Source organism: Sphingobium sp. ZW T5_29 (assembly GCF_044987515.1).
GTDB lineage: Bacteria > Pseudomonadota > Alphaproteobacteria > Sphingomonadales > Sphingomonadaceae > Sphingobium.
On record NZ_JBJDRM010000014.1, the window covers coordinates 55,571 to 80,387 of the forward strand.

The 24,817-nt window shown below is 64.4% G+C and carries 21 protein-coding genes and 1 riboswitch; of the genes, 13 read left to right on the forward strand and 8 right to left on the reverse strand.

The window, feature by feature from the left end; genetic code table 11:
• Positions 1-23: 23 nt before the first annotated feature.
• The 11 genes from ACI3KQ_RS12925 (at position 24) to ACI3KQ_RS12975 (ending at position 13,560) form a co-directional block, all read left to right on the forward strand.
• Positions 24-983, forward strand: coding sequence for a D-alanine--D-alanine ligase (locus tag ACI3KQ_RS12925; protein ID WP_404958215.1), 960 nt, complete (start codon positions 24-26; stop codon positions 981-983).
• On the forward strand, positions 976-1,932 hold the full coding sequence (locus ACI3KQ_RS12930) for a cell division protein FtsQ/DivIB (protein ID WP_404958217.1): 957 nt from the start codon (positions 976-978) through the stop codon (positions 1,930-1,932). The genes ACI3KQ_RS12925 and ACI3KQ_RS12930 overlap by 8 nt, the downstream gene beginning before the upstream one ends.
• 3 nt (positions 1,933-1,935) lie before the next feature.
• Positions 1,936-3,222 carry a cell division protein FtsA gene (gene ftsA / locus ACI3KQ_RS12935; protein ID WP_404958219.1) on the forward strand — a complete coding sequence of 429 codons (1,287 nt, stop codon included), beginning with the start codon at positions 1,936-1,938 and terminating at the stop codon, positions 3,220-3,222.
• Positions 3,223-3,331: 109 nt separating this feature from the next.
• Complete coding sequence (gene ftsZ / locus ACI3KQ_RS12940; RefSeq protein ID WP_404958221.1) at positions 3,332-4,789, forward strand: cell division protein FtsZ; 1,458 nt, start codon at positions 3,332-3,334, stop codon at positions 4,787-4,789.
• Positions 4,790-4,904: 115 nt separating this feature from the next.
• Entirely contained in the window at positions 4,905-6,743 is a 1,839-nt protein-coding gene (locus ACI3KQ_RS12945) for an SPOR domain-containing protein (protein WP_404958223.1), read from the forward strand.
• Between the two features lie 10 nt (positions 6,744-6,753).
• On the forward strand, positions 6,754-7,911 hold the full coding sequence (locus ACI3KQ_RS12950; RefSeq protein ID WP_404958225.1) for a deoxyguanosinetriphosphate triphosphohydrolase: 1,158 nt from the start codon (positions 6,754-6,756) through the stop codon (positions 7,909-7,911).
• 107 nt (positions 7,912-8,018) lie between these two features.
• Positions 8,019-8,118: riboswitch (glycine riboswitch) on the forward strand.
• 179 nt (positions 8,119-8,297) lie between these two features.
• Positions 8,298-9,449: a glycine cleavage system aminomethyltransferase GcvT gene (gene gcvT, locus ACI3KQ_RS12955; protein WP_404958227.1), complete on the forward strand. Its 1,152-nt coding sequence runs from the start codon at positions 8,298-8,300 to the stop codon at positions 9,447-9,449.
• A gap of 27 nt (positions 9,450-9,476) precedes the next feature.
• Positions 9,477-9,848, forward strand: a complete 372-nt coding sequence (gene gcvH / locus ACI3KQ_RS12960; RefSeq protein WP_404958229.1) for a glycine cleavage system protein GcvH — start codon at positions 9,477-9,479, stop codon at positions 9,846-9,848.
• 147 nt (positions 9,849-9,995) lie between these two features.
• On the forward strand, positions 9,996-11,354 hold the full coding sequence (gene gcvPA, locus ACI3KQ_RS12965; RefSeq protein WP_404958231.1) for an aminomethyl-transferring glycine dehydrogenase subunit GcvPA: 1,359 nt from the start codon (positions 9,996-9,998) through the stop codon (positions 11,352-11,354).
• Positions 11,351-12,922 (forward strand): aminomethyl-transferring glycine dehydrogenase subunit GcvPB, encoded by a 1,572-nt coding sequence (gene gcvPB, locus ACI3KQ_RS12970; protein ID WP_404958233.1) that lies wholly within the window; start codon positions 11,351-11,353, stop codon positions 12,920-12,922. Before gcvPA ends, gcvPB begins: the two co-directional genes overlap by 4 nt.
• Positions 12,919-13,560, forward strand: coding sequence for a DUF938 domain-containing protein (locus ACI3KQ_RS12975; RefSeq protein WP_404958235.1), 642 nt, complete (start codon positions 12,919-12,921; stop codon positions 13,558-13,560). Before gcvPB ends, ACI3KQ_RS12975 begins: the two co-directional genes overlap by 4 nt.
• A gap of 126 nt (positions 13,561-13,686) precedes the next feature.
• On the opposite strand, the gene ACI3KQ_RS12980 is transcribed toward ACI3KQ_RS12975, so the two are convergent.
• Positions 13,687-14,595 carry a GDSL-type esterase/lipase family protein gene (locus ACI3KQ_RS12980; RefSeq protein ID WP_404958237.1) on the reverse strand — a complete coding sequence of 303 codons (909 nt, stop codon included), beginning with the start codon at positions 14,593-14,595 and terminating at the stop codon, positions 13,687-13,689.
• 391 nt (positions 14,596-14,986) lie between these two features.
• Here ACI3KQ_RS12980 and ACI3KQ_RS12985 point away from each other — a divergent pair, with 391 nt between their 5' ends.
• Positions 14,987-15,871, forward strand: coding sequence for a hypothetical protein (locus ACI3KQ_RS12985; RefSeq protein WP_404958239.1), 885 nt, complete (start codon positions 14,987-14,989; stop codon positions 15,869-15,871).
• Here the strand turns inward: ACI3KQ_RS12985 and ACI3KQ_RS12990 are convergent.
• From ACI3KQ_RS12990 to ACI3KQ_RS13020, 7 genes are all read right to left on the reverse strand, one after another.
• A complete protein-coding gene (locus tag ACI3KQ_RS12990) occupies positions 15,828-17,801 on the reverse strand; it encodes an ATP-binding protein (protein WP_404958331.1) in 1,974 nt (657 codons plus the stop codon). The genes ACI3KQ_RS12985 and ACI3KQ_RS12990 overlap by 44 nt on opposite strands.
• Positions 17,802-17,941: 140 nt before the next feature.
• Positions 17,942-19,204 carry a serine palmitoyltransferase gene (spt, locus tag ACI3KQ_RS12995; RefSeq protein WP_404958241.1) on the reverse strand — a complete coding sequence of 421 codons (1,263 nt, stop codon included), beginning with the start codon at positions 19,202-19,204 and terminating at the stop codon, positions 17,942-17,944.
• Between the two features lie 133 nt (positions 19,205-19,337).
• On the reverse strand, positions 19,338-19,583 hold the full coding sequence (locus tag ACI3KQ_RS13000; RefSeq protein ID WP_404958243.1) for an acyl carrier protein: 246 nt from the start codon (positions 19,581-19,583) through the stop codon (positions 19,338-19,340).
• Positions 19,584-19,700: 117 nt separating this feature from the next.
• Positions 19,701-19,979, reverse strand: a complete 279-nt coding sequence (locus ACI3KQ_RS13005) for an ETC complex I subunit (RefSeq protein WP_404958245.1) — start codon at positions 19,977-19,979, stop codon at positions 19,701-19,703.
• A 60-nt stretch (positions 19,980-20,039) separates the two neighbouring features.
• Positions 20,040-22,496, reverse strand: coding sequence for an ATP-dependent helicase HrpB (gene hrpB / locus ACI3KQ_RS13010; protein ID WP_404958247.1), 2,457 nt, complete (start codon positions 22,494-22,496; stop codon positions 20,040-20,042).
• A 38-nt stretch (positions 22,497-22,534) separates the two neighbouring features.
• Complete coding sequence (locus ACI3KQ_RS13015; protein WP_404958249.1) at positions 22,535-23,314, reverse strand: TSUP family transporter; 780 nt, start codon at positions 23,312-23,314, stop codon at positions 22,535-22,537.
• A 92-nt stretch (positions 23,315-23,406) separates the two neighbouring features.
• Positions 23,407-24,435 (reverse strand): polyprenyl synthetase family protein, encoded by a 1,029-nt coding sequence (locus tag ACI3KQ_RS13020; RefSeq protein WP_404958251.1) that lies wholly within the window; start codon positions 24,433-24,435, stop codon positions 23,407-23,409.
• Between the two features lie 101 nt (positions 24,436-24,536).
• Here ACI3KQ_RS13020 and ACI3KQ_RS13025 point away from each other — a divergent pair, with 101 nt between their 5' ends.
• Positions 24,537-24,815, forward strand: a complete 279-nt coding sequence (locus ACI3KQ_RS13025) for a chorismate mutase (RefSeq protein WP_404958253.1) — start codon at positions 24,537-24,539, stop codon at positions 24,813-24,815.
• Positions 24,816-24,817: the final 2 nt, after the last annotated feature.

A 24,817-nucleotide genomic window follows, 5' to 3' on the forward strand; every position in this document is an offset into this window, starting at 1 on the left:
AACATATTATATGAGGTTTTGCTATGACTCGTGGCCCCTGGCATGTCGCCGTTCTGATGGGCGGCTGGTCGGCTGAACGCTCCGTCTCCCTGTCGTCGGGCGAGGGCGTGGCCAAGGCGCTGGAATCGCGCGGTCATAAGGTGACGCGCATCGACATGGACCGCAATGTGGCGCAGCGCCTTTCGCAAGCCGGGGCGGACGTCGTCTTCAACGCGCTTCATGGCGTTCCGGGGGAGGACGGCACGGTGCAAGGCATGATGGACCTCATGGGCCTCACCTACACCCATTCGGGCCTCGCAACGTCGGTGATCGCCATCGACAAGCAGTTGACGAAGCAGGCGCTGGTGCCCCACGGCATTCCCATGCCCGGCGGTCACATCGTCGACAGCGCCAGCCTGTTCGAAACCGATCCCATGCCGCGTCCCTATGTGGTGAAACCGGTCAATGAAGGCAGTTCAGTCGGCGTCGCCATCGTGACGCAGGACGGTAATTATGGATCGCCCATCGGCCGCGATGTCGAAGGGCCCTGGCAGCATTTCGACCAACTGCTCGCCGAACCCTATATTCGCGGCCGGGAACTGACGACCGCCGTTCTTGGCGATGAAGCGTTGCTGGTGACGGAACTGCGCCCGAAAAGCGGCTTTTACGATTTCGACGCCAAATATACCGACGGCATGACCGAACATGTCTGCCCCGCCGACATCCCCAACGAAATTGGCGAAGCGTGCAAGGCCATCGCCCTGCGCGCGCACCAGTTGCTGGGCTGCAGGGGGGCGTCACGATCCGATTTCCGCTGGGACGACACGCAGGGCGTAGACGGGCTGTTCCTTCTGGAAGTGAACACCCAGCCCGGCATGACCCCGCTCAGCCTCGTCCCTGAACAGGCGGCGAAGCTGGGCATCGAATATGCCGAATTGGTCGAACGGATTGTCGAAGACGCCCTGATACAGGCACAGGGAAAACAGGGGGCAGGGCATGGCTGAAGCACGCATCCGGCGCGGCGGCACGGCGCGGCTGGCGCGCACCGCCTCGATGGGCGGACGCAAGGGCGGCGCGCGCGGACAACCGGGCAAGCGCCGGTCCTGGATCGGGCGCATGGTCCACGCGCTGCCGGTCAGCGATGATATGCTCCAGCGCATGGCCAGCTGGGCGATCGTTGGCATCGTCATCGCTGTCGTTGGCGGCGTCGCCGTGCTGATGGGCGTTCCGGCGATGGCCGGGCAAAAGGCGGCGGAGGTTGCCGCCAATGCGGGCTTCGAAGTGCAGAAGGTCGAAGTTCGCGGTGTCGAACGGATGGATGAACTGCCGGTCTATAATATCGCGCTCGGCCAGGTGGATCGCTCGATGCTGTCGCTCGACCTGCCCAAGGTGCGGTCGGAAATGCTGGGGCTTGGCTGGGTCAAGGATGCCCGCATCTCCCGCCGCCTGCCCGATACGCTGGTGGTCGATATTGTCGAGCGTGATCCGGTCGCGGTGTGGCAGCATGATGGCCAACTCCACCTGATCGATGTGCAGGGCGTCGTCCTGCAGTCCGTGTCCGCGAACGCAATGCCCGACCTGCCGTTGGTCGTCGGGCCTAGCGCCAATCGTCAGACGGCGGGCCTGAACAAGCTCATGGAAAACGCCCCGGCGCTCAAGCCCATGTTGGCGGGGGCCACATGGGTCGGGAACCGCCGGTGGGACCTGCGCTTTCAATCGGGCGAAACACTTTCTCTGCCGGAAGGAGATAAATCCTCTGCCACCGCGCTCGTCAATTTCGCCCGGATGGATGGCGTCAACCGCCTGTTGGGCCGGGGTATCGTGAAATTCGACATGCGTGACCCGGACCGGTTTGTCCTGCGTCTGCCGCGCGACCAGGCACGGGAAAAGCCCGTCGCTTCGGAAGCGGGCAAGGATCAGGCTGAAACCGCCTCCGTGGGCGAGGAGGGCTGACCCGTGGCACAGCCCAAGGTCGAAAAGCTCGTCACCGCGATCGACATCGGATCGTGGAAGGTGTCGGCCCTCATCGCCGGGCGGACCGATACAGGCGAACTGGCGATCCTGGGCACTGGCCAGCGTGAAAGCCGGGGCGTCCGGCGCGGCTTCATCGCCGATATGGAGCGCACCGAACTTGCCGTGCGCGAAACGGTGGAGCAGGCCGAACGGGTCGCGGGCACCAATATCGAAGATGTGTGGGTCAGCTTTTCGGGCGGCAGCCTGGTCAGCGACGTCGTCACGGTCGAACGCGACATGGGCGGCTACCGCATCGAACAATCGGATATCGACGATCTGCTGACCACCGGCCAACAGGGCATCGACCCTGATGGCCGCGTCGTGCTGCATGCTCAACCGACCTGTTTCACGATCAATGGCCGCGTGCCGGTGAAAAAGCCGCTCGGCATGCACGCCGACCTGCTGGGCGTCGATATCCATGTCGTGCTGGCGGACGGCGCACCGCTCGCCAATCTCGACCTGTGCGTGCGCGGCGCTTATCTGAACGTCAACAGCATCGTCGCGTCCCCCATCGCGACCGGCCTTGCCTGCCTGTCCGAAGAGGAAAGGGACCTTGGCGTGGCCCTCATCGAAATGGGCGCGGGTGTCACCAACGTGTCCCTCTATGCGGGCGGCATGCTGGTCGGGCTGCACAGCATCCCGATCGGCGCGTCCGACATCACCGACGACATCGCCTCGGCCTTCGGCATCCGCCGCAGCCAGGCCGAACGGATCAAATGCTTTTACGGATCCGCGATGCAGAACCGCCGCGATTTCCGCGAGATGATAGAGATCGCGCCGCCCCACGGCGACGTCGCGCTTCCCGGCCAAAGCGCCGGGCCGAACGCCGACGGCGGCAAGATCACGCGTGCCGCCCTAGTCGCGGTAATTTGCGAGCGGCTGAACCAGTTGATGACCGAAATCAACGCCGCGCTCGCGGGGATGGGCTTCAACACGCCGACGGGCCGACAGGTGGTTCTGACCGGCGGCGGCGCGGAAATGAAGGGGATTGCCGACTATGCGCAGGGCGCGCTGGGCCGTGCGGTGCGGATTGGCCGTCCTCGTGGCCTGGCCGCCTTGCCCGAAGCGCATAGCGGCCCGGCTTTCGCCACTTTGGCTGGACTTGCGCTTTATGGCGCTTCGAACCCGGTTGACCTTAGGACGATAGCGCCGACCCCGCAGACCGTGCACCGTATCGGCGCGCCGCAATGGTGGCAGCGTATGGTCCGCGCCATAAAGACCAACTATTGAATAATCGGAAGCTAAACGAATTTTACTAGTGAAATACGCCATTATCTGTTGCATTAACCTTCGATGACAGTTTGGCTCATGTCGCCGGAGCTGAAGGGAGCTAATATTTATGAGCATTGAAATCAGCCCACCGCATGTGGATGAACTAAAACCACGCATTGCGGTGATCGGCGTCGGCGGCGCGGGCGGCAATGCCATTGCGAACATGATCGCTGCGTCGGTTGAGGGTGTGGATTTCATTGTCGCCAATACCGATGCGCAGGCGCTGAACGCCTCGCCCGCGGAGCGCCGGATTCAGCTTGGCCCGCAAATCACCGAAGGTCTGGGCGCGGGTTCGCGTCCTGAAATCGGCAAGGCGGCGGCGGAAGAAACCATCGCTTCGGTGGACGACGCGCTGAACGGCGCGCACATGTGCTTTATCGCGGCTGGCATGGGCGGCGGCACCGGCACCGGCGCTGCTCCCGTCATTGCCAAGGCCGCGCGCGACAAGGGCATCCTGACCGTCGGCGTCGTGACCAAGCCCTTCACCTTCGAAGGCAATCGCCGCATGAAGTCGGCGGAATCGGGCATCGATGAGCTGCAGAAGCATGTCGACACGCTCATCGTCATTCCGAACCAGAATCTGTTCCTGATCGCGAATCCCAACACCACCTTCAAGGAAGCCTTCCAGATGGCGGACGAGGTGCTGCAACAGGGTGTTCGTGGCATCACCGACCTGATGGTCATGCCAGGCCTCATCAACCTCGACTTCGCGGACGTCCGGTCGGTGATGGGCGAAATGGGCAAGGCGATGATGGGCACGGGCGAAGCCGAAGGCGATGGCCGCGCGCTGCAGGCCGCTGAAAAGGCCATTGCCAACCCCTTGCTCGACGGCGTTTCGATGCGCGGCGCGAAGGGCGTGATCGTATCCATCGTCGGCGGCGAAGACATGCGCCTGATGGAAGTGGACGAAGCGGCCAACCATATTCGTGAACTGGTCGACCCGGACGCGAACATCATCTGGGGTTCCGCCTTCAACGACGGCCTGAATGGCAAGATTCGCGTTTCCGTCGTCGCGACCGGGATCGACAGCGACGTAACGGCTGGCGCGGCTCCGCTGACCCAGCCCTTCAGCTTCGCCAGCCGTCCGGCCGTTTCCGTGCCAACCGCCGCCGCGCCGTCCCGCCCAGCGCCGCAGGCCACCCCCGCGCCCGCACCCGTTGCCGCCGTCGAAGAGGAAGCGGAACCGCTGGAACTCGACGTCCCCGCCGCGCCGGAGCCAGCGCCGCTGGCCCCGCCCGTCGCGGAAAAGCCAGCGTCGTCGCGCCCTGCCGCTGTTTTCTCGGATGAGGACCCGTCGCAGGACGAATTGCTGCTGGGCAGTGAAGAAGCGGAACCGGAACCGGCTCGCCCTGCTCCGGCACCTGCCGCTACGTCGCAGCCCGCCCCTCGCGTCGCTACGGGCGGCACCCTGTTCGAACGCATGGCCGGTTTGACCCGCGGAACGGACAGGACTGCACCTTTGGCTGATGATGATGCGGCCACGCCGGACATTCCGCGTTTCCTCAATCGTCAGAGCAATCAGTAATCCTTGGGCGCTGCCCATTGGCTTAAGAGCGCGCCGTCGGTCGCCCAAGGCGATCCGGCGCGCTTTTCGTGATGGTAAATTGCCCATTCACGCAGCAATTCGCTAAAGGGATGGTGTGAAACTTTCGGCTATATCGATCATGGCGGGCCTGCTTGTAGCGGGGACTGCTCAGGCGCAATCGGGGATGGTGCAGGCTATTCGCCCGCCCAGCACCGAAAATCTGAACCGCCATCTTTCGCGCCTTGCGTCCAATCCGCGCGACGTCGATGCGTTGATCGGCGCTGGAGAGGCGGCGATCGACCTTGACGATACCCGTGCAGCCGCTGGATTTTTCGCGCGCGCCGACATGATCCAGCCCAACAATGGCCGGGTGAAGGCAGGCCTCGGCAGGGTCATGCTGAAAACGCAGAATCCCACCGAAGCGCTACGGATGTTCGATCAGGCGACCAAGCTCGGCTATCCCGAAGCAACCTTGCTCAGCGATCGCGGGCTTGCGCGGGACCTCACCGGCGATCAGGCGGGTGCCCAGCGGGATTATCAGGCAGCGCTCAAGCACACGCCCGACAACACGGAACTGACCTATCGCTATGCCGCGTCGCTCGGCATATCCGGCCAGGTGGAGGCGGCGGACAAGGTGCTCCAGCCGCTTTTGCACAAGAGCGACCGGCCGGCCTGGCGTTTTCGCGCCTTCATCCTGGCGATGAACAACCGGCAGGATGACGCGCGCAAGATCGCCAGCCAGACCATGCCTGCCCAACTCGCCGCCGCAATCACGCCCTATATGGTCAAGATGCCCTATTTGACGGCGGCCCAGAAAGCCGCAGCGGTGCATTTCGGCCATTTCCCCACCACAGTCGGGTCCACCGTCGCCGCCGTGACACCAACGCCTGCGCCTTCGCCAGCGACGCCTTCCGCAGTCGCGCCGTCTCAAGCGGCTCCTGCAACCGTGGCAGCCGCTCCGACGCGGCAGACGCGGGCGCAACGGCGATCGGCGAAGCCTGTGACGCTCGCCCGCGCGGACAATCGCGCTGCCCCATCCGCCTCCGTCCAGACGCGCGCGGCCACCACCAGCGCAACAACGCCGGTTGAGCCGGGAGAGGAAACAAAGCCGACTTCTTCGCCAGCCGCAGCCCCGTCCGCGACCATGCCGCCTGCCGCCCCGCCGCCTACCGCCACACCTGCCCGCCCATCTGCGTCGGGCACCGCTCAGGTTCAGGGGCCACCCGCACCGGGCTTCGAATCTCTTTCCGCTCGGCCCTCCACGCCGCCCTCCGCGCCACTGGCCGCGACCCCGGCTCCGACACAGGCTCCGGCACAAGCCGCCCAGCCAGCCGCCATCCAGCCTGCTCCGGTACAATCCGCGCCCGCCCAGGCTGCGACCCCACCGACCCCGACGCCCACCACGCCGCAGCCAGACCCGGCAGCCACGCGGACGCTCGCCGACATCATCCGCACGATCGACGTGCCCGATTCCGAACGCCGTCCGACCGTGGCCGCCGTCGATCTGGCGGAGGTCGCGGCGCTTCAGGCCGCGCGCAGGGCGGAACAGCAGGCTGCCGCCGAAGAAGTGAAAAAGACCGCGCTGGCTGCAAAGGCCAAGGCCGCTGCCGCCGCCAAGCTAAAGGCTGAGGCCGACGCCAAGGCAAAGAAAGCGGCTGAAGAAAAGGCCCGCTTGGCGGCCAATCCCTCGCGCAACTGGGTGCAGCTTGGCGTGGGCAGCAATCGCGGCGCATTGGCCTTCACGCTCAAAAATCTGCGCCGCAAATATGATGATGTGGCCCCGCAGGACGGCTGGGTCGCCAATTGGGGTCGGACCAACCGGCTGTTGATCGGCCCGTTCGCCAGCTTCACCCGTGCCAAGGCCGTGGAATCGAAGCTGAAAGGGGCGGGGGCCGACGCCTTTGCCTGGCAAAGCGAAGCGGGCGAACTGGTCGAACGGCTGACAACCAAGTAAAGGCGCCCGCATGTCGAGCCTTGCCTCCTATGCGTCGCACCCGGACCACAGCCGTGGACGGCTCCATCCTGAAATCGGGGGAGAGGTTCGCGGCCCGCGCGATATTTTTCAGCGCGACCGCGACCGTATCATCCACTCCATCGCCTTCCGCCGCCTGCGCCATAAAACGCAGGTGTTCGTGTCCCCCGATGGCGACCATTTCCGCGTTCGGTTGACCCACAGCCTGGAAGTTGCGCAAATTGGCCGCACCACCGCCCGCACGTTGGGCCTCAATGAAGATCTGACCGAGGCGCTTTGCCTGGCCCATGACATCGGCCATCCACCCTTTGGCCATGCAGGGGAAGATGCGCTGGAGGCAGCGCTGGATGATCATGGCGGGTTCGATCACAATGCCCACACTCTGCGCACGCTCATGCTGCTCGAATCGCCCTATCCGCTGTTTCAGGGGCTGAATCTCAGCTGGGAAATGCTGGAAGGCCTGGCCAAGCATAATGGCCCCATCGATCATCCCGGCTGGGCGATGCGGGAAGTCGACGCGCTGCTGCCGCTCGACCTTGGCCACCACGCATCGCTCGAAGCGCAGCTGGCGGCGGTGTCCGACGACATTGCCTATGACAATCACGACATTGACGACGGCCTGCGCGCGGGATTGCTGACGCTGGACCAGCTGCTCAGCGTGCCGTTGGTGAAAAGCTGCTGGGACCGCGTGCGCGCCCGCTATCCCGATGTGGCGCAGGACCGGCTGTTGCGCGAACTTGTGCGCGAACAGATCGGCGTGATGGCCAATGACCTGATCGCCGCCACGCGTGAGAATATTCGGCGGTCGGGCGTGCGCACGGTCGACGATGTTCGCGCGGCTGGGGAAACACTGGTCGGCTTTTCCCCCGAACTGGCGGCGCAGGAACGCGACCTCAAACGCTTCATGTACGCCATGCTCTATCATCATCCCTCACAGCAGGCCGCCGCCGACCGCGCCCGCGTCATCGTCAGCGACCTGTTCCGCGCCTATCGCGAACAACCCGGCCTGATGCCCCCCGAATGGCGCGACGATTGTTCGCTGGATGAACCCCGCCGCAGCCGCCACGTCGCCGACTTCATAGCGGGCATGACCGATCGCTATGCCGAACGGCGTCATGCCGAGATATTCGGGGAATTGCTGTCCGCCTGACGCAGCCGCGCTTGGCAAAGGAGGATGGCGCCGATTGAGCGATTGACGCCGCGCTTCAATTCCAGCAATGCGAAGGGGTCTTCACGGGCCGATCGGATTCGGCCTTTGGACATGATGCGGGAGAGTATGGGAAGCCTTTCAGGCCACCCCGTCGCCGAAGGAGCAACCGCCCCGGAATCTCTCAGGCGCAAGGACCGCATCATGGGCAGGCACTCTGGAAAGCGGACTGCGTTCAACGTCGTCCCACCGAAGGGGTAAGCCATCCGGTCGCCTGACCGGTGGTCAAAGCTCTCAGGTCCCGTGACAGAGGGGGTGGCATCACGCGATGGGTCCGGGTTCGGGCCTGTGGCGTTTGTCGCTCGTAAACCCGCACGGAAAGGCCGCTTATGTCCGGCAGTGAAGACGTCACTCATCTCGAAGAAGAATTGCCGCTGCAGGATCTGCCGCTCGACGCGTGGCACCGCGCGAAGGGCGCGCGCATGGTCGGCTTCGCAGGCTACCATATGCCCATCCAGTATGAAGGCATCATGGCCGAACATAGCTGGACGCGCGAACATGCGGGGCTGTTCGATGTCAGCCACATGGGCCAGCTGACTTTTTCGGGCGACGGTGTGGACGACGCGCTCGAACAGATTTTGCCTAGCGACATCAAGGGGCTGAAACCCTGTCGCCAGCGCTACTCGATGCTGCTCGACGAAGATGGCGGCATACTCGACGACCTGATGGTCTCGCGCCTCGGCGATGGCGCGTTCGACGGTGCGGACATCTACATGGTCGTGAACGGCGCGACCAAATATGACGATATTGGCTGGATGATCGAACATCTGCCTGACGAAGTCGTCATGAACCATATGGACGAACAGGCGCTGCTGGCGCTGCAGGGACCCGAAGCCGGGGAGGCGATGGCTGTCCTTGTCTCCGGCGCCGCCGACCTCCTGTTCATGCAATCCGGCCTGTTCGAATGGCGCGGCGTGCCGCTGTGGATCAGCCGGTCGGGCTATACGGGTGAGGACGGGTTCGAAATCAGCCTGCCAGCGGACGCCGCGAAGCTGCTTGCGGATGCGCTATGTGAACTGCCGCAGGTCAAGCCCATCGGCCTTGGCGCGCGCGATTCGCTGCGTCTGGAAGCAGGCCTGCCGCTCTACGGCCACGACCTGACCCCTGCTGTCAGCACCATAGGCGCGGATCTCGGCTTCGCCATCCAGAAGCGCCGCCGCGAAGAAGGCGGCTTCATCGGTCACGCCCGCGTGATGAAGGAACTGGCCGAAGGATCTGGCAGCCGCCGCGTGGGCCTGAAAATCGAAGGTCGCCTGCCCGCGCGTGAGGGCGCGACCATCTATGCGGGCGACGTGCTGGTGGGCGAAGTCACATCGGGCGGTTTCGCGCCCACTGTCGGCGCGCCGATCGCCATGGGCTGGGTCAGCATGCCCCACGCCGCCATCGACACCGCGCTCGAAATCGAAGTGCGCGGCAAGCGCATCGCCGCCACCGTCGCGCCGATGCCGTTCGTGCCGCACCGCTACCGCCGCAAAGCCTGACCCACTTTTTTCCGAGGGGAGAAAACCATGAGCCGTTATTTTACCGACGAACATGAATGGATCGACGTAGAGGGCGAAATCGCCACGGTCGGCATCACCGACTATGCGCAGGAGCAGCTGGGCGACATCGTGTTCGTCGAACTGCCCGTGGAAGGCGCGACCTTTGACAAGGGCGACGACGCCGCCGTCGTGGAATCGGTCAAGGCCGCCTCCGACGTCTATGCCCCCATTTCCGGCGAAGTCGTCGAAGCCAACGGCGCGCTGGAGGACGAACCCGCGCTGGTGAACAGCGATGCGGAGGAGGACGGCTGGTTCTTCAAACTGCGCATCACCGACGCCACCGAACTGGAAGGGCTGATGAACGAATCCGCCTACAAGAAGTTCGTGGCCTCGCTCTAAAATAAGCCCCTCCCTTTCAAGGGAGGGGGAAGGGGTGGGTCGCGACCGCAGGGCGCGTCCGCCCTATCGCTACGGAGCAGCGCTCGCCCCGCTCGCGACCCACCCCCAGCCCCTCCCGTGAAAGGGAGGGGGGAGAGTTCTTGGAATATGCGCTACCTACCCCTTACCGACAGCGACCGGCGTGAGATGCTCTCCGTCATCGGCGCGGATTCGATCGATGACCTGTTCGTGGACGTGCCGGTCGAGGCGCGCCTTCCCGGCAAGATCGCGGGCCTGCCCGATCATGCCAGCGAACTGGCGGTCGAGCGCCATATGGCGACGCTCGCGCGGGAAAACCTGTCGGCGGGGGAAGCGCCCTTCTTCCTGGGCGCCGGTGCGTACAGGCATCACATCCCGGCCAGCGTCGATCATCTGATCCAGCGCGGTGAGTTCCTGACCGCCTACACCCCCTATCAGCCCGAAATCGCGCAGGGCACATTGCAGGTGCTGTTCGAATTCCAGACGCAGGTCGCTCGCCTGCTCGGCTGCGACGTCGCCAACGCGTCGATGTATGACGGGTCGACCGCCTGCTGGGAAGCGATCGGCATGGCCCGCCGCATTACCAAACGTGGCAAGGCGATCCTGTCGTCCGGCCTGCATCCGCATTATGTCTCCGTCGCCAACACCATGGCAAAATTCACTGGCGACACGCTGGCGCATGAAGCGCCCAGCCTTGACGCCGCGACGGATATCGACGCGCTGATCGCGGGCATCGACCAGGATACCAGCTGCGTCGTCGTCCAATATCCCGATATATTGGGCCGCATTGCCGACCTGACCCCGATTGCCGACGCCGCCCATGCAGCAGGCGCGCTGCTGGTGGTCGTCGTGACAGAGCCAGTGGCCCTTGGCGCGATCAAGGCTCCGGGCCAGATGGGCGCGGACATCGTCGTCGGCGAAGGTCAGTCGATCGGCGTCGGGCTTCAGTTCGGCGGCCCCTATCTTGGCCTGTTCGCCTGCAAACAGAAATATGTCCGGCAGATGCCGGGCCGCCTTTGTGGCGAGACGGTGGACGCGGCGGGCAAGCGCGGGTTCGTGCTGACCCTTTCGACGCGTGAGCAGCATATCCGCCGTGAAAAGGCGACGTCCAACATCTGCACCAACTCCGGGCTTTGCGCCCTGGCGTTCAGCATCCACATGACGCTGCTGGGCGAAAAGGGGCTGCGCGATCTGGCCAGCCTCAACCACGCCCTCGCCTGCCAGGCTGCCGATCGTTTGAGCCAGGTGCCGGGCATCACGTTGATGAATGACAGCTTCTTCAACGAATTCACGCTGATCCTGTCGAAGGACGCCCGTGAAGTCGTCCGTAAACTCGCCGACAGGGGCGTGCTGGGTGGCGTGTCGCTGGGCCGACTGTTCCCCGACGCGCCACAGATCGGCAACGGGCTGGTGGTCGCCGTCACTGAAACTGTCACGCCGGAGGATATCGAAACCCTTGCCAAGGCGCTTGAGGAGGAACTGGCATGACCATGATGAGGGAAGGCCGCCCGACCACCCCCGTTCCTGTCAAGGAAGCCCATATGGCCCCCGCGACCGCCACCGGCAATCGCGCGTTGATGCTGGAGGAAGCGCTGATCTTCGAAATCGGATCGCCCGGCACGACCGGCGTCGATTTTGCCGAAGCGCCAAAGGTCGCCAGCCGCATCGGCAATCTCGCCCGCACCGACAGCATCGGCCTGCCTGGCCTGTCGGAACAGGAAACGGTGCGCCACTATACCCGCCTCAGCCGCCAGAATTATGCCATCGACCTTGGCCTCTTTCCGCTGGGCAGCTGCACGATGAAGCATAATCCGCGCCTGAATGAGAAAGTCGCGCGGATGCCCGGTTTCGCCGATCTCCACCCGCTCGCGCCGCAATCGACGGTGCAGGGTGCGCTCGCCGTCATCCATGAACTGGCGCAATGGCTGGTCACGCTGACCGGCATGCATTCGGTCGCGATGAGCCCCAAGGCAGGCGCGCATGGCGAGCTTTGCGGCCTGCTCGCGATCCGCGCCGCGTTGGAAGCACGTGGCGACGCCCGCAGCGTCGTCCTGGTGCCGGAAAGCGCGCATGGCACCAACCCGGCCACGGCGGCCTTTTGCGGCTATAAGGTAGAAGATATTCCGGCGACCCCCGACGGGCGCGTCGATCTGGAAGCGCTAGAGGCCCGGCTGGGACCCGACGTGGCGGCGGTGATGATCACCAACCCCAACACCTGCGGCCTGTTCGAACGCGATATGAAGACGATTTCCGACGCGGTCCACGCCGCCGGAGCCTTCGTCTATTGCGACGGTGCCAACTTCAACGCCATCGTCGGACGGGTTCGCCCCGGCGACCTTGGCGTCGACGCGATGCACATCAACCTGCACAAGACATTTTCGACGCCCCATGGCGGCGGCGGCCCCGGCTCCGGTCCGGTGGTGCTGTCAGAAGCGCTGACCCCCTTCGCGCCGCTGCCCTTCGTGGAGCGAAAGGGCAACCAGTTCGTGCTGGTGGAGGAGGAAACGGCCGAGCAGCATCATCGCTCGACCTTCGGCCGCATGGTCGCTTTCCACGGCCAGATGGGCATGTTCACCCGCGCCCTGACTTATATATTGAGCCACGGTGCCGACGGGTTGCGCCAGGTGGCCAGCGATGCGGTGCTGAACGCCAATTATATCCTGCGCAGCCTGGACGATGTTCTGGACGCCCCGTTCGGCGGCAGCGGCCCTTGCATGCATGAGGCGCTGTTCAGCGACAAGGGCCTTGCCGAAGGCTTCACCACGCTCGACATCGCCAAGGGGCTGATCGACGAAGGCTTCCACCCGATGACCATGTATTTCCCGCTGGTCGTTCACGGCGCAATGCTGATCGAACCGACCGAAACGGAAAGCAAGGCGGCGCTGGACCAGTTCATCATGGCGCTGCGCAGCCTGGCCGAACGGGCCAAGGCGGGCGATGAAGCGCTGAAGGGCGCGCCATATCACGCCCCGCGCCGCCGCCTGGATGAAACCCTGGCCGCGCGCAAGCCGGTCCTCACCTGGGCCGATCCGATGCTGGCGCAGGCGGCGGAATGACGGACAGGCCGGAACCGTGGGCACCCGGTTCCGGCCCGGCGGTCGCGGGCAAACGTCACGCCCCCGCGACGCTACGCAACCGCGACGCGATCCTGTCCATCTTGCGGAATGAGTTGCCATCGTCCGGCCTGGTGCTGGAAGTGGCGAGCGGCAGCGGCGAACATGCAATCCACTTCGCCGCCGCGCTGCCGAACCTCGACTGGCAGCCCAGCGATCCCGACCCGACCGCACTCGCCTCGATTGAAGCATGGCGCCGGGACGCTAGCCTGCCCAATCTGCTGGCCCCGATCCAACTCGACGCCGCCAATGTCTGGCCAATCGAAATGGCCGCCGCGATCATCTGCATCAACATGGTCCACATCAGCCCATGGGCAGCAACGGTCGGGTTGTTCGGGGGCGCTGCGCAAGTGCTGCCCATTGGCGCGCCCTTGATCCTCTACGGCCCCTACATTGAGGGCGACGTCCAAACGGCACCATCCAATCTGGCGTTCCATCAGTCGTTGCAGGACCGCAACCCCGACTGGGGCTTGCGCGATGTGGCCGACATCGATCACGTCGCTGCCCAGTCCGGTTTTCGCCGTACAGGACGAACGGAAATGCCAGCAAATAACCTGACCCTTATCTACCGCAGGGGATAGATCGTTCGGAAAGCGACCATTTATGGTCATCGAATATCACCAGCCGCATTCCTGAAACCGGTCGTTCATCAAATGGCAAGTGCAGGAGCGAATGACTTGATCTGGAAGATTGCAGACGTCGCGGGATCACCTGGGCGCGGATGCTAGCGCTTTTTCAAAAACCACTTCCATTTTCGCGTAGGCCGAAGCGGTGGGATGCACTCCGTCCTTGCTGTCGCTCTCCGTCAAACCGGACCGTCCATCGTCGAGGGCAGTGTAGTAATCAACGATCGTTACATGTTGTTCTTTCGCATAAGCGCGTAGCCAGTCGTTCAGCGCCTTAATTGACGCTACTGGTTCGATTTCCGGTCTCCAGTTGAACTTTGTCGTCGGCAACACGGTGCCCAGAAGAACCCTGATATGGTGGGCTTTGGCAAGCTCCACCATGGTGCGAATGTTGGCTTGGATACGACCGATGTCGGTCGGACCCGTGTTGCCTGCGACGTCGTTCGTTCCCGCCAAAATGTGGACGGTCGCTGGTCGCAAGGCGATGACATCGGCTTGAAAGCGCCCGATCATTTGTGCCGTGGTTTGGCCGCTGATACCACGACCTATCCGATCGCCCTTGAAAAAGTCTGGCCTGGTGCCCCGCCACGCTTCCGTGATCGAGTCCCCGATGAAGACAGTGCGGTGTTTGCTTGGAGCAGGAAGTCCCCGATTGGCAGCTTCATAGCGACAAAGGTTTGGGAAGTCCGTCGCTAGTCGGCTCTGTTGCCATGCTTGATATGCCGCCAAGCCATCAGGGGCCGGTTCTTGGTCAACTTTCCCTCGCACGCTTGCCGCGAGATATTCCGCTGCGACTTTGGGCAGACGAGGAAGGGAGGCGCAGGGATCGGCCATGACGCCCACCGGCAATGGGGTAGGCTCGGCCGCGACTGCGGGAGAACCCAGACCAAGCACGAGGCCAATCTGCAAGACATGAAAACGGAACATCATTGGTCGACCCTTGCAGAAAAAGCGAATATTCTCAATTGGGCGATCGTTCCTCAGGATCATTTCATCCAGAAGCGTCAGCTATCGCCAATTACTTTTCGGCGAGAGGACCGACTGGAAACGACCCGCATGGCCGCTGCCATACTGCGAACCGCATGGCCGATAAGCCGCTGATCCGTTTCCAAGCTGGCAAGCTGCTTGGCGGCAGCCGACCAGTTACTGCCGGTAGGCACGCCGTGCTCCTGCGAAGGCAGGAGCCCAGTTCAGACGTTGCAATGATCCACTCCGGGCGGGACTCGGCTCCTGCCTTCGCACAAGCACCTTTCATCCAGAGCGAACATCGATGTCCGCTTCCGACCCATGAAGGCGAATGCGCGCATATTTCCCGTTTCCCTCATGGGCAGGGCAAGCGACCTTCGACAAGCGCGAACCGACACGATATGGCAGCATTCCAATGTCCAATCCGCTCATCGCCCTTGTCACCGCCGAACTTTCCGGCCCGGCTGATCCCCGCGCCAGCGCGATGGCGGGGGCGCTCGCTGCCAGATATCCCGACGCCGCCCGCGCCGTCCTGTTCTACGGCTCCTGCTTGCGAGAGGAAAATCTCGATGGGCTGATGCTCGATTTCTACCTGATCGTTTCGGACTATGCGGCGGCCTATGGCAAAAGCTGGCTCGCGACCGCCAATCGCCTGATCCCGCCCAACGTCTTTCCGTTCGAACATGGCGGGTTGATCGCCAAATATGCTGTCCTGTCGGAAGCGGACTTTGCCCGGCTCAACAGCCCGACAGCCGACAATATTTCGGTCTGGGCACGTTTCGCTCAGCCTTCGCGGCTGCTGTGGGCCGCGAATGACCTCGCCCGCCATCGCGCCATCACCGCTGTCGCCCAGTCCGCGCCGACATTACTGTCCCTCGCCCGGCCCATGACGCCGGGGCAACAGGATGTTCTGACCCTGTGGAAGACCGGCTTTTCCCTCACCTACAATGCAGAGCTGCGTGCGGAGCGAAAGGGGCGATCCTTCTCAATCGTCGATGCCGATCCGGACCGCTACCGTCGCTTCGGCGAAGCGGCTCTGGCGCACGGCCTGACGCCATCGCCCGGCCCTGAACAGGCCGCCGCGCGCTGGCGGCGCTTGCAACGGCGTGGCAAATGGCTGTCCGTCATCCGCCTGGCGAAGGCCAGCTTCACCTATGCCGGCGGCATCGATTATCTCGCGTGGAAGATCAACCGGCACGCGGGAACGGCGATCCAGATTAAAGCATGGCAGCGGCGCTGGCCACTGCTGGGCGCGATCACTCTGCTGCCGCGGCTGTTCCGGGGCGGTGCGATCCGCTAAGCGCGTGGGACAGGGCCTGGGACAGGCCCGCCAGCGTGTAAGGTTTGCGCAGGACTTCATGGCCGCCGAAGTCGGTGCTGATGGCTGTGTCGCCCGCATAGCCGGTGACGAACAGCACCGGCACATGCGCGTGGGCCGGGGGCAGGTTGCGAATCATCTCCGGCCCGGTCATGTCGGGCATCAGCACGTCGCTGACGATCAGGCCGATGTCGCGATAGCTGGACAGCAGTTTCGTGGCTTGCGACGGATGCTCGCAGGCGATGGGCAGATGGCCAAGCTCGGCCAGCGCCGCCATCGTCTGGTTCAAAACGCGCGGATCGTCTTCCACCACCAGAATGCGGGTAGGGGGGTGCAACACCGGCTCCCGCTCCGCCATGGCGAGGTCGGCGCGCTCCTCCGCCTCCGCCCCGATCGTGCGCGGCAGATAGAGGTGAACGCTGGTGCCCTTGCCCTCTTCGGATTCGATGCGGATTTCGCCCTCGCTCTGGCGCACGAATCCGAAAATCTGGCTGAGGCCCAGGCCCGTGCCCTTGCCGACCGGCTTGGTGGTGAAAAAGGGTTCGAACACGCGCGCGGCGACGTCCGCGCTCATGCCGCAGCCATTGTCGGTAACGCTCAGCATGACATAGTCGCCTTCCGCGCATTCCCCGACTTCATTGGCGGCCAGATGGACCTGCGCCGTTTCGATGATCAACTCGCCCCGTCCGTCCATCGCATCGCGCGCGTTCACGCACAGGTTCAGGATGGCATTTTCCATCTGATGCTGGTCGACGAAGATGCGCCAGCCCTTGGACTGGTTCACGATCGACACCTTGATCTGGTCGCCGATGGACCGGTCGATCAGGTCGGCCATGCCAGACACCAGCGCTTCGGGCGCCACCGCGCTGGGCAACAACGGTTCGGACCGGGCAAAGGCGAGCAGGCGGCGCGTCAGGGCGGACGCGCGGGTCGCGCCTTCCATCGCATTGTCCAGATGATGGGCGGCTTCCCGGGGTTTCAGACGCAGCTTGCGCTTGGCCAGTTCCAGTCCGCCGACGACGACCGCCAGCATATTGTTGAAGTCATGGGCAATGCCGCCGGTCAACTGACCCACTGCATCCATTTTCTGCATTTGCCGCAGATTTTCCTCGGCCACCGCGCGATCGGCCGTTTCCTTTTTCAGCTGCTCATAGGCGTCCGACAGTTCAGCGGTGCGCGCCGCGACGGCGGCCTCCATCCGGTCGGCGCGCTCCGCCTCTATTTCCGCCATGCGCCCCGCATTGCGTCGGTCTGTATAGGCGGCGTTGGCGATCCACAGCGCGAACAGCACGCAGACCAGCAGGACCAGCCCGAACAGGCGCGACGTCTTCCCGACCCATTCGGTGCGGTCGCCCGCCAGCGTTACGGCGACGCTGCGTTCCTGCAAACGCGCATTTTCGGCCCGGATGACGCGATCCAGCAGGACAGTGATCTGCTGCAGGTCGGCCGACCGGCCCGCCCGATGAAACTGGCCCAGCGCAGTCATTTTCTGGTCATAGGTGGTGCGCAGGCCGATTTCGGCGAGTGTCTTGCCGCGCTGCGTGAAAGCCGCCTGCAATTCCCGCACATTGTTGCGCTGCCATCCCGACTTGCGCGTGGCGTAGGCCAGCAGCTTCAACTGGCTCGAAGCCGTGCGCCATTGATCCTGGAACAGCCGCCCCACGTCGGGGTCCAGGCTGATGACATATCGCGCCAGCGTGACTTCGGCGCGCGCGGTTTTGGCCTCGAACGCGCGAGCGACGGCGATAATCTCGAAACTGCGGCGCTGTTCCTTCAGGGCGCGCTCATGGTCGCGCGTCGCTTGGCTGGCATTATAGAGCAGGGTGCCGAGCGAACCGATCAGCAGGACGACAAGGATCAGCGGCAGGAAGCGTCCCACTGCGGCCCGCCACCCCGTCGCCTGATCTTCCATATAATAGCTGTCCGGCATTATCGGCACATTAGTCGAACAGTGCGACCGGCGGAATATAATGGATGAGGCGCTACTCCTTCATCCATTCGGTTCGTCCCGCCCTTCGCCCGGCTCATCGTGCGAAGGATGCTCCCCGTCGGTCAGCCGATTGCGCCGGTCGCGTGTCCAGCCGCTTCGAACATCTTGATAATCTGCCCGACTTGCTCATCGCTATGTTCCGCGCACAGCGAACAGCGCAGCAGGAAAGTGCCCGCAGGCGTCGCCGGAGGGCGCGCCATGTTCACGTACAGGCCCAGTTCCAGCAGCGCCTGCCACATGGCGACGGCCTGCGTCTGGTCGGTCAGGATGACGGCGATGATCGCCGATTCCGGCTGCTTCGTGCCCAATGTAAAGCCAAGGTCGGTCAGCCCCTTGTGCAGCCGCTTGCTGTTCTTCCACAGATGCGCGCGCTTTTCGCCCGCATTCATCAGCTTGCGGATCGACGTGGCGGCGGTCGCGACGACGCTGGGCGGCAGCGAAGCGGTAAAGACATAGGGGCGGCAAACCAGCCGCAGCACTTCGAACTTGGGATGGTTGGACACGCAGAAGCCGCCCACCGTGCCAACGGATTTGGAGAAGGTGCCGACCACGAAGTCCACATCCTTGTCCACGCCTTGTTCTTCGTAGACGCCCCGGCCATTCGCGCCGAAAAAGCCCATGCCGTGGGCCTCGTCGACCAGGATCATGCAGTTGGGATGCTTGCGCACCGCCGCGACCATTTCCGGCAAAGGCGCAACGTCGCCCAGCATGGAATAGACGCCTTCCAGCACGACCAGCTTCTGCGCGTCGGCGGGCAGGCGGCCCAGACGCTTGTCCAGGTCCTCGACACTGTTGTGGCGGAAGCGGACGACTTCGGCATCGCCCAGGAAACAGCCATCATAGATGGATGCATGGCTGTCGGCGTCCAGCACGACATAGTCGCCCCGGCCCGCCAGCGTGGAAATCATGCCCAGATTGGCCTGATAGCCGGTCGAAAACACCATGGCGCCCGACATGCCGTAGAAATCCTTGAGCGCGTTTTCGACTTCGGTATGCCCCAGATAGGTGCCGTTGAGCACGCGGCTGCCGGTGGTGCCCGCACCGAATTCGTCCAGCGCCTTCTTGCCCGCGGCGACCACGTCCGGGTCGAACGTCATGCCCATATAATTATAGGTGCCCAGCAGGATCGTTTCGCGGCCCTTGATGATGGCCAGGGTCGGCGATTTCACTTCGTCCATGACGATGGCAAACGGATCGCGCACACCCGTCGCCAACAGCGCCTCGCGCTCGGCAATCAACGGATCGAATTTGGAAAACAGGTCACGCGCTCCGGCCACCTCTGCGGGTGTGTGGGCGTCGGTGGCGGTTTCAGCGGCGTCGGTCATAACAGTCCCCTAACCGTTCAGGATTTGAGCCAGGTCGAACCGCCTTGCCGGGCGAAATCAGGGCCGTCACGCTCCGCCTTCGCTCCATCAGCGTCTATTCGACGTCACTCAGGCCGAACGGCACACAAGTAAATCAGGCGGCCTTCAACTTCGCCACGGCGTCGACAAGCTGGCCGATATTTTCGATCTCTGCCTGCATGTTCATGGTGATGATGATGTCGAATTCATCTTCGATCGCCGCCACAAAGTCCATGACGGTCAGGCTATCCCATTCCAGGTCGCCTGCGAAGGATGTGGCTTCGGTGAGTTCGACGCCCTTCTTGTTGAAGGGAGCGATCTGCGCCGCGATGTTGTCGAAAATCTGCTGGCGATCCGTCATTATGTCTTCAGGCTTTCCCGTCAAAGGGCGGCTTTTGCCCCCAAGCGCTGCCTCTTGGCAAGGGAATAAGGCGGCAATCGGGCATCTTCGCGCCCGATTGTGCCGTCCGTGGCACGATCAGCGGAAGTTGTCGGCGTAGGCCTGAATCTTCAACGTCTTGGGCGGGGTCGTGATGACGGTGTAGGACAGGCCGTATTTTTCGGCATAGGCAATCGCCGCGGCTTGGGTCGGAAAGTTCAACCGGACCTGCGCCTGCGTGTCGCCCGAACCGGCCCAGCCGGTCAGCGGATCGGGGCGCTTGGCTTCGGCTGCCGCAAATTCCAGCACCCATGTGCTCGTGCGCGCCTTGCCCGATTGCATGGCGTTCTTTTGAATCTGGTGGATGCGCGCGGACATCGAAACGTCAAACTCCCTTTGGGAAACCGGCTTTGCGTTGCACCAGCGCAAGGCGCAAAGTCAAGGCTTGGCGCGCGCGTCGGCGCGTTTCGTGCGCAGCGTCGCTGCCGCGCCCGCCGGATCGTCCGGCCAGGGATGGCGGGGATAGCGCCCGCGCATTTCCTTGGCCACCGCGCTCCAACTGCCTGCCCAGAAACCGGGCAGGTCGCGCGTCGTCTGGATCGGCCTCCCCGCCGGGGACGTGAGCGACAGGACCAGCGGAATGCGCTGGCTGCCCACGACCGGATGCTCGGCCAGCCCGAACAGCGCCTGGGGCCGCAATTCGACGCGCGGTCCTCCTTCGGCTGTATAATCGATCGCATGGCTGCTGCCCGCCGGTGACCGGAAATCGGGCGGAGCCAGCCGGTCGATCTGCTGCTTGCCGTCCCATCCGATCAATCCTTCCAACACGGCGGACAGTTGCGACCGGTCGATGTCCGACAATCGCCGCCTGCCCGTCAGCAGTGAAGGCAGCCACTCGTCCAGCGTCGCCATCAGCCTGTCGTCCGAAATAATATCCACCCCAGCGAAATCGGCCCGCATCCGCAGCGATTGCGCCGCATCGGACCAGGGCAGCAGGCTGAGGCCGCCTTGGCGAACGCCATGCATCAACGCCTGCGCCACTGCGTCCGGGTCGGGCCGGTCGTCGGACCCGGACGACAGCCGCACAGCGCCCAGACGGCGCTCGCGCAACGCCTCGATCCCGCCGGTTTCAGCGCGAAAGCGAACGGTGCGATGTTCGGCGACATGTCCGCCGAACAGGCGCAGCACTTCCGCTTCGCTGATCGGCGCGGCGGACAGGATGCGCGCGCCCGCAGCGCTGCCCTGCACCTCGCCCACCGCCAGCCAGTCCTCGCGGGCGAGCGCGCTCAGCGGATCGAGCCGAAAGCCGCGCCCGCCCACGCTCGCCCACTCCGAACCGTCGGCGGACCGCCGCTTCGCCACCCGATCGGGAAAGGCGATGGCCAGGCACAGGCCCGTGTCGTGATTACCTGTCTCCCCTGTGCGACCTGCTTCCCTGCCGGGCATCAGCCGCGCCCAGCGCTTCGCCATCGCCCGCGCTGTATCCGCTCGCTTGCCGCTTTCCCTGCGCCATCGGACCCGTCGCTGCGACAGGTCGGTGTCCTGCCCGCCTATGCCGCGCTCGCCCAGCAGCACCGCGACCTCAGCCGCCACATCGGCCAGCCCCAGTTCGCCCGCGCGCACCAGCATGTGGCCAATGCGGGGTTCCAGCGGCAGCTTCGCCAACGCCTTGCCATGGCTGGTGATCCGCCCGTCGTCGTCCAGCGCCTCCAGCACGTTCAGCCTTTTGCGCGCCTCACTCACCGCTGCGGCAGGGGGCGGGTCCAGCCAGCGCAGGCTGGCCGGGTCGGTCACACCCCAAAGCGCGCAGTCCAGCAACAGGTTCGACAGGTCGCTTTCCAATATCTGGGGTGGGTCGAATGGCGGCATGCCCGCCGTCGCCGCTGCCTCCCACAAACGATAGGCGACGCCCGGCCTCTGTCTGGCCGCGCGCCCGGCCCGTTGCGTCGCCGCCGCCTGACTCGCCCGCTCGGTCACCAGCCGGGTGACGCCCGCCGCCCGGTCATAGCGGGGCCGTCGCGCCAGTCCTGAATCGATGACGATGCGGACGCCGTCGATGGTCAGGCTGGTTTCGGCGATCGACGTCGCCAATATGACCTTGCGCCGTCCGTCGCGCGACGGGCGGATGGCGGCGCGCTGGGCGGCGGGGTCCAGACTGCCGTGCAGCCTGTGAATCTCCACGCCTTCGCCTTCCACCCGTTCCGCCGTGCGCTCGATTTCCGCCACGCCGGGCAGGAACGCCAATATGTCGCCCTCCGCCTCATCCTTCAGCGCCCGGCGGATCGCCGCCGCCATCTCATCCTCGATCCGCTTTTCCGCCGCTCGTCCGATGTGACGCAGTTCCAGCGGCTGAATGCGCCCCTCGCTTTCGATCACCGGCGCGCCGTCCAGCAACTGGGCAAAACGCGCGCCGTCCAGCGTTGCCGACATCGGGACGATCCGCAGGTCCGGCCGCAGCGCTGCCTGAGCGTCCAGCGCGAGCGCCAGCCCGAAATCGCTGCCCAGACTGCGCTCATGCACTTCATCGAACAATATGGCGGATACGCCGGACAGTTCCGGGTCGTCCTGTACGCGCCGCACGAAAATGCCTTCGGTCAGCACCAAAATGCGGGTGCGGGCGGATGATTTCGAATCCATGCGCGTGGCGTAGCCGACCGCTCCCCCCGGCTGCTCCCCCATCAGTTCGGCAATACGCTCAGCCGCGGCGCGGGCCGCCAGTCGGCGCGGCGACAACAGCAATATCTGCCCCGTGCACCATGGTTCGTTCAGCAGGGCAGGGGCCACCGCCGTCGTCTTGCCCGCGCCCGGCGGCGCGACCAGCACGGCATTGCTTCCCGCGCGCAGGGCGTCGATCAATTGGGGAAGCACCTGGGCGATGGGCAGGGCGACAGTCATGCCGATCCTCTCGCTCCATTCGCGCCTCAGCGCAATGGTCAGCCGAACAGCAGCCTGTGGATCGGGTTGTTGGGGTCCAGCAGCATCTTGGCCGTCAGGCCCAGCGACATGATGATCAGCAGCGGCCTGATCAACCGGCTTCCGAACCGCATGGCCAGGTGAGATCCGATCTGGCCGCCGGTGATGCTGCCAACGGCCATGACCAGCCCCGCAATCCATATCACATGCCCGCCCGCGACCATGGTCAGCAGGCCCGCCACGTTGCTGGCCAGGTTCACCGCCTTGGTCTGCGCGGTCGCCCGCACCAGCCCCAGCCCGCCCATCGTCAGAAATACGGTCGCGTAAAAGGCTCCAGCGCCCGGACCAAAGAAGCCGTCGTAAAATCCGACTGCGCCGATCAGCAGGCTCAACCCCGCCGTCCCCAGGCGGCTATGCCGGTCCAGCTCGCCGATCCGGGGCGAAAAGGTGAAATAGGCGGCCAGTGCGATCAGCAATCCCGGCATCAGCCCCGCCAGGATCGACGGATCGACCCGCTGCAGCAGCCACGCGCCACCCACCGATCCGGCAAAGGCGGCGGCGATCGGCCATCGATAGGCGCTCAGGTTCATATGCCCCGCCCGCGCATAGGCGATGCAGGCGCCCAGCGTCCCGATCGACGATTGCAGCTTGTTCGTGGCCACCGCCGCGACCGGCGGAACGCCTGCGGCCATCAATGCGGGCAAGGTGATCAAGCCTCCGCCACCGGCCATCGCATCGATGCACCCGGCCATCAGCGCCGCCGCCATCAGAAAGCCCAGCGTTTCAGGAGAAAGGATCACACCCTCCCCCTTATATGCTCATATGTTCCTGCGAAGGCAGGAACCCAGTCCCGCTTCATCATGGGAGCGCGCCTCCGCCCCACGGGCATCTCTCAATAAGCTCGCGCAATCGCAAACTCGACAGCCTCGACCAGCGCCGCTTTCGCCTTGCCGCTGTCGAACCGGCCCAGCGCGTCGATGGCCCGCTGCCCATAATGGCGCGCACGGGCCAGCGTGTCGTCGATGGCGCCGGTTGCGCGCAGCAATTGCGTCGCGTGCGCCAAATCCTCGTCGCTCGTCCGGTTGCCGGCAATTGCCTGCTTCCAGAAAGCGCGGTCTTGCTCTGGTCCACGGGCATAGGCCAGGATCACCGGCAGCGTGACCTTGCCATCGCGGAAATCGTCGCCCGCATCCTTGCCCATGGTCGCGCCATCGGATTCATAGTCGATAGCGTCGTCGATCAGCTGGAATGCGATGCCCAGGTTGCGGCCATAAACGTCCAGCGCCTTTTCCTCCGACTCGTCCCGGTCGGCGACGACAGCGGAAATGCGGCAGGCGGCGGCGAACAGGGCGGCGGTTTTTGCGCCGATAATGTCCAGATATTGTTCTTCGCTGGTATCGATCCGGCGCTGTGCGGTCAGCTGGTTGACTTCCCCCTCCGCAATCACGGCGGACGCGTTGGACAGGATTTTCAGGATCTTGAGCGATTCCGCCTCGACCATCAGTTCGAATGATCGCGAAAACAGGAAATCGCCCACCAGCACGCTGGCGCTGTTGCCCCAGATGATGTTCGCCGTCTTGCGGCCCCGGCGCAGGCCCGACCCGTCGACCACATCGTCATGCAGCAGGGTGGCGGTGTGGATGAATTCGACCGCTGCGGCCAGCTTGTAATGGCGGGTTCCGGCATAGCCGACCAGGTCCGCGCAGGCGAGCGTGAGCATGGGCCGCATCCGCTTGCCGCCGCCCGCGATCAGGTGCCCGGCCAGTTCGGGGATCAGCGGAATGCGCGACTGCATTCGGTCCAGGATCACCGCGTTCACCTGGTTCATCCCGTCGGCGACAAGCGCCATCATCGGGTCGAGCGAAGGCGCGCCGTTGGCGCGGCCGATGGTGTGGACATTGCCGGAGGCGGGTGCGGTCATGACCCGGCCCATGTGGCGGTGCAAAATGCATATAGCAAGCGGGAATAGCTTGCGCGGGCGGCGGGAAGGCGCAAAAAGCGCGCGGAACAGGGAGGACCGGCGTGGACGACACATTGAAGCGGTATCGGGAAAGCATCGACAATATCGACGCGGCGCTCGTGTTCATGCTGGCCGAACGCTTCAAGATCACGCAGGCCGTGGGCGAATATAAGGCGCAGCACGCGCTGCCGCCCGCCGACCCAGGCCGTGAGGAACGGCAGATCGGCCGCCTGCGTCAGCTGGCGACGGACGCCAACCTCGACCCCGATTTCACCGAGAAATTCCTGCGCTTCATCATCGACGAAGTGATCCGGCACCACGAACGCTTGCGCGACGGCTAACC